Source organism: Oribacterium sp. oral taxon 078 str. F0263, from assembly GCF_000469565.1.
In the GTDB taxonomy this organism is placed as follows: domain Bacteria; phylum Bacillota; class Clostridia; order Lachnospirales; family Lachnospiraceae; genus Oribacterium.
The window spans coordinates 21,018-24,753 of the sequence record NZ_KI273094.1 but is presented as its reverse complement, the minus strand read 5'-3'; the positions used below and the strand labels follow the sequence as shown (position 1 = coordinate 24,753).

Here is a 3,736-nt window from a genome sequence, read left to right as displayed (position 1 = left end):
GAGGAAAATCTGTCAACCATTATTGACAATATCAAGATGATATTTCAAAGGGTATTCTGCGCTGTCTGACAACAGCTCTGGCGAATACATTAATTGCTGTGGTAGCATTCATGCCAAAGTCCTGACATAAGCTGTTAAATTGTTTTTTTAATGTTTCGTCTATGCGGACGCTGAAGGTTGCCTGTGCCATGATCATGCCTCCTTTACAGCTTTTCTATATATAGGAGAAAAGGCGCAAAAAGTCAAAGAATAGAACCTAATAGCTGCGAATCAGTTCAAATCCCTATCATAAACACGATTTTTTCGCTATTGATGTCGAGTGAAAAATAATACATATAATTTACCTATGAGGTAAATTTGAATCTTGATAAAAACGAAGATCTATACTATAATGAATTTACCTAGATGGCAAATCTGAAAAAGAGGTGATGCTTTGGATATCACGTACAAGAATAAGAAAATCGAAAAAGTTTGTACGGATGTCAAAGCGGCAGAGAGAACCTTCGGCCGAGAAATGGCCGATAAAATACATCATCGTATCGATGAAATTGTTGCGGCAGACACTGTTGAAATGATGATTCAGTTTCATATCGGACGATGTCATCCTCTTACACAGAATCGGAAAGGACAATACGCGGTGGATTTGATTCACCCGTACCGATTGGTATTCGAGAAGAATGGTGGCGAAATCCAAATAGCAAAGATTTTGGAAATAGTTGATTATCATTAACGGTGAAGATGACAAGTCAGGGAGGCAGCACTATGGTGAGAAGTCGCAGTTACATTGCAACGCCACCTGGGGCGACAATAAAAGAGCAGCTAAACGACAGAGGTATGAGTCAGAAGGAGTTTGCAGCCAGGATGGATATGTCTGAAAAGCATATCAGCAAGCTCATTCATGGTGACGTACAGCTTACTCCGGAAACCGCAGTTAGATTAGAGATGGTTTTAGGTATACCAGCTAGGTTCTGGAACAATCTTGAGGCAATCTATAGAGAGAAGCTTATTAAGGCAGAAGCGGAAAATGCAATGGATGCCGATGCTGAAATAGCAAAGCAATTTCCTTATCGCGAGATGGCAAAATTGGGCTGGGTCCCGGAGGCCAGAGAAGCCAGGGAGAAGGTTGTCAATCTCAGGAAATATTTTGAGATTGTTGAGCTTTCGCTTCTTGGAAGTGAGCAAATTACGAGAATTGCCTGCAGGCGTCTGGCAATTACAGCAAAAAGCGACTTGGCTTTAATGGCCTGGTCTCAGGAAGCAAAGCTTAAGGCGCGTGATATCAAAACCGCTCCGATCAATATCAAAGCTTTGATCTCTACTGCGCCGGAGTTTCGAAAAATGACTGTGCTTAAACCCGAAGAATTCTGTCCTCAGATAAAGAAATGCCTTGCGGATTGTGGAATAGCTTTAGTATTTCTGCCACATCTTAAGGGCTCTTTCCTCCAAGGAGCTTCCTTTATGGATGGAAGTAAGATCGTCGTTGGACTTACGGCAAGAGGAAAGGATGCAGATAAGTTTTGGTTCAGTTTGTTCCACGAAATTGCCCACATTGCTCTCGGCCATGTGGGAGATCCTAATGCTGCATCGGAAGATGATGAGAAGGCGGCTGACAAATGGTCCGGGGATATACTGATTGCAGCGGAAGACTTTGAGGCTTTCAGAAGAGATAGAGATTATTCAGAAAGAAGCGTGCTCCAATTTGCAAAATCTCAGGGAGTTGCCCCCGGGATAGTTGTCGGCAGAATGCAGCTGGAAGGAATGATCAAGTACAGCATGCTGAATAATTTGAAAGAGAAATATGAAATAGCTGTTTAAAGGCAGTATAGAAAAAGTTATGAAGGGGCCGCGCAGTAGAAGATGCGGCAGCCCCTAATTGCTTTAATATCTGACTTCCTCACAGCTTTATTGTTCTGATATGCTCTAAATCCAGTGTGACAACGGCTGTGTCAAATTTGATTTCATACAGAACAAGAGATTTTCCCGCGGCATCTATCGTGTCCTGATAGTCCGGGATCTTTTCGACGAATTTTTCCGCAAGGTCGAAAATCGTCCTCCTGCTTTTCACCGCAATGCCCTTTGCCTTAACATGTTCATTCCCGCCATGCGGGATCGTGGAAAATGCGATTTTCTCGTTCGCGGCGATCTCTTTCACCTTGTCATTCCCCCTGAAAGTCGCGAAATAGAGGATATTGCTGTCCGGGGAGAAATAGAAATTGACAATTCTCACGTTTGGGATATTGTCAACAGAAGTGGCCAATGCCATCTCTGCTTGTACCGCCATAATCCTTAAAAACTCCGCCTTTGTTTTCATATACGGATCTCCTTTCCTTTTTTGGATTATCTGCATTATAATGGATAAAGGTGTCAATTTGTGATACCTTTTATGCAAGGAGGCGATTTTGTGAGAAAGTCAGAACGCTTGAATGATCTGCTGCTCTACTTCAGTGGAAAAAATACATTCCATTTGAAAGACATTATGGAACGATATGGGGTTTCCAGAAGTTCGGCAATTCGCGATATACGATCTTTGGAGCAGATCGGTATGCCGATCTATTCGCAGGCGGGAAGAAACGGTGCGTATAAAATACTGCCGAATCGCTTGCTTTCCCCTATCATTTTCACTGTTGACGAAGTGTATTCGCTCTATTTCTCCATGCTGACATTAAAGGCATACCAGTCGACCCCTTTCCATTTGAGCCTGGAAAGATTGAAATCAAAATTTGAAGGCTGCCTGTCTCAAACACAGATAACGGCCTTGCAAAGAATGGAGCAGATTTTTCGCTTAGGCGCGGTTTATCATTCAAACGAAAGCCGCTATCTCAAAGAAATTCTGCAATATGCCATTGAAGAACGTCCCTGCCGGATCGAATATGGGAAGCAGGTTTTGAAAAAATATATTGTTCAATTCTTTGATATTTCCTCCGCTTATGGGCAATGGTATGGAACAGCATATAACTTTGAAACACAAAAAATTCAAGTGTTACGCTGTGATAAAATACAAGCTGTCGGGCCTTCCACACAGTTCAGGGGAAAGAAATTATCAGAATTTCAGAAGCCAGCGGATGAATTGTACAAGGGAAAAGATGCTGTCGAGCTTGAAGTACGTATATCGGAAAAAGGGCTTGATCTGTTTTATAAAGAGCACTATCCATCCATGCGGCTTTGCACAGAGGAAAATCAATATTTCATTCGCGGATTTTACAATCACGGAGAGGAAAAATTCATTGCGGACTATTTTATTCACTTTTCTTTCTCGGTTCTGTCAGTGAGGCCGGAAGCTTTGCGGGAAAATATTTCAAAGAGATTAAACGAATTATCAAGATATTATCTGCCTGAGCTTCCCAAAGCGAAAGGGGTCTGAAGCCTTCCCAAGCATCCTCTCGATGGTTTAAGAAGCGGAAGAACTTACTGACGAGGGATTTGTATGGGCGAGTTTTTGTTGTGGACTTATATTATGTATGGGAATCGGAACAAAAAAGAATACCGAAAAGGGTAAAGATATTTTGATTTCTTACGGGATAGGACTTCCCTGTATTCTTTTGTGATTACATTGCTGTAAACAGGAATAATTTCACCGCCGATTACTTTACGTACAAGCTGAACGGTGGCTGTATTATCCTTGCTTGAGAGCAATGCAGAAACGAGTACATTTGTATCAATGACTGCGCAGCAGATCATCCCTTATACCTCGGCACGCGCACGATCAATTTCCTTGTTGATATCATCAAGACTCATA

The 3,736-nt window shown here is 42.1% G+C and carries 6 protein-coding genes; 3 read left to right on the top strand and 3 right to left on the bottom strand.

Going from position 1 to position 3,736, the window contains the following annotated elements; translation table 11 throughout:
• Positions 1 to 31 precede the first annotated feature (31 nt).
• Positions 32 to 190, bottom strand: a complete 159-nt coding sequence (locus tag HMPREF1986_RS02805; RefSeq protein ID WP_036599010.1) for a type II toxin-antitoxin system RelB/DinJ family antitoxin — start codon at positions 188 to 190, stop codon at positions 32 to 34.
• A 243-nt stretch (positions 191 to 433) separates the two neighbouring features.
• Here HMPREF1986_RS02805 and HMPREF1986_RS02800 point away from each other — a divergent pair, with 243 nt between their 5' ends.
• The gene (locus HMPREF1986_RS02800; RefSeq protein ID WP_021773233.1) at positions 434 to 730 is read left to right on the top strand and encodes a type II toxin-antitoxin system RelE/ParE family toxin; all 297 of its coding nucleotides are present in this window, start codon (positions 434 to 436) and stop codon (positions 728 to 730) included.
• A 32-nt stretch (positions 731 to 762) separates the two neighbouring features.
• Positions 763 to 1,815, top strand: coding sequence for a HigA family addiction module antitoxin (locus HMPREF1986_RS02795; protein WP_036599000.1), 1,053 nt, complete (start codon positions 763 to 765; stop codon positions 1,813 to 1,815).
• Between the two features lie 79 nt (positions 1,816 to 1,894).
• On the opposite strand, the gene HMPREF1986_RS02790 is transcribed toward HMPREF1986_RS02795, so the two are convergent.
• Positions 1,895 to 2,311: a pyridoxamine 5'-phosphate oxidase family protein gene (locus HMPREF1986_RS02790; RefSeq protein WP_036598997.1), complete on the bottom strand. Its 417-nt coding sequence runs from the start codon at positions 2,309 to 2,311 to the stop codon at positions 1,895 to 1,897.
• A 90-nt stretch (positions 2,312 to 2,401) separates the two neighbouring features.
• On the opposite strand from HMPREF1986_RS02790, the gene HMPREF1986_RS02785 reads away from it, so the two are divergent.
• The gene (locus HMPREF1986_RS02785) at positions 2,402 to 3,361 is read left to right on the top strand and encodes a helix-turn-helix transcriptional regulator (RefSeq protein ID WP_036598994.1); all 960 of its coding nucleotides are present in this window, start codon (positions 2,402 to 2,404) and stop codon (positions 3,359 to 3,361) included.
• A gap of 86 nt (positions 3,362 to 3,447) precedes the next feature.
• Here the strand turns inward: HMPREF1986_RS02785 and HMPREF1986_RS13735 are convergent, their stop codons facing one another.
• On the bottom strand, positions 3,448 to 3,678 hold the full coding sequence (locus tag HMPREF1986_RS13735) for a putative toxin-antitoxin system toxin component, PIN family (protein WP_021773229.1): 231 nt from the start codon (positions 3,676 to 3,678) through the stop codon (positions 3,448 to 3,450).
• Positions 3,679 to 3,736: the final 58 nt, after the last annotated feature.

Bases quoted from the DNA above. Each gene is read 5' to 3' on its own strand.
- HMPREF1986_RS13735 (WP_021773229.1), bottom strand. From the start codon at position 3,678: ATGATCTGCTGCGCAGTCATTGATACAAATGTACTCGTTTCTGCATTG.
- HMPREF1986_RS02805 (WP_036599010.1), bottom strand. From the start codon at position 190: ATGGCACAGGCAACCTTCAGCGTCCGCATAGACGAAACATTAAAAAAA.
- HMPREF1986_RS02795 (WP_036599000.1), top strand. From the start codon at position 763: ATGGTGAGAAGTCGCAGTTACATTGCAACGCCACCTGGGGCGACAATA.
- HMPREF1986_RS02790 (WP_036598997.1), bottom strand. From the start codon at position 2,311: ATGAAAACAAAGGCGGAGTTTTTAAGGATTATGGCGGTACAAGCAGAG.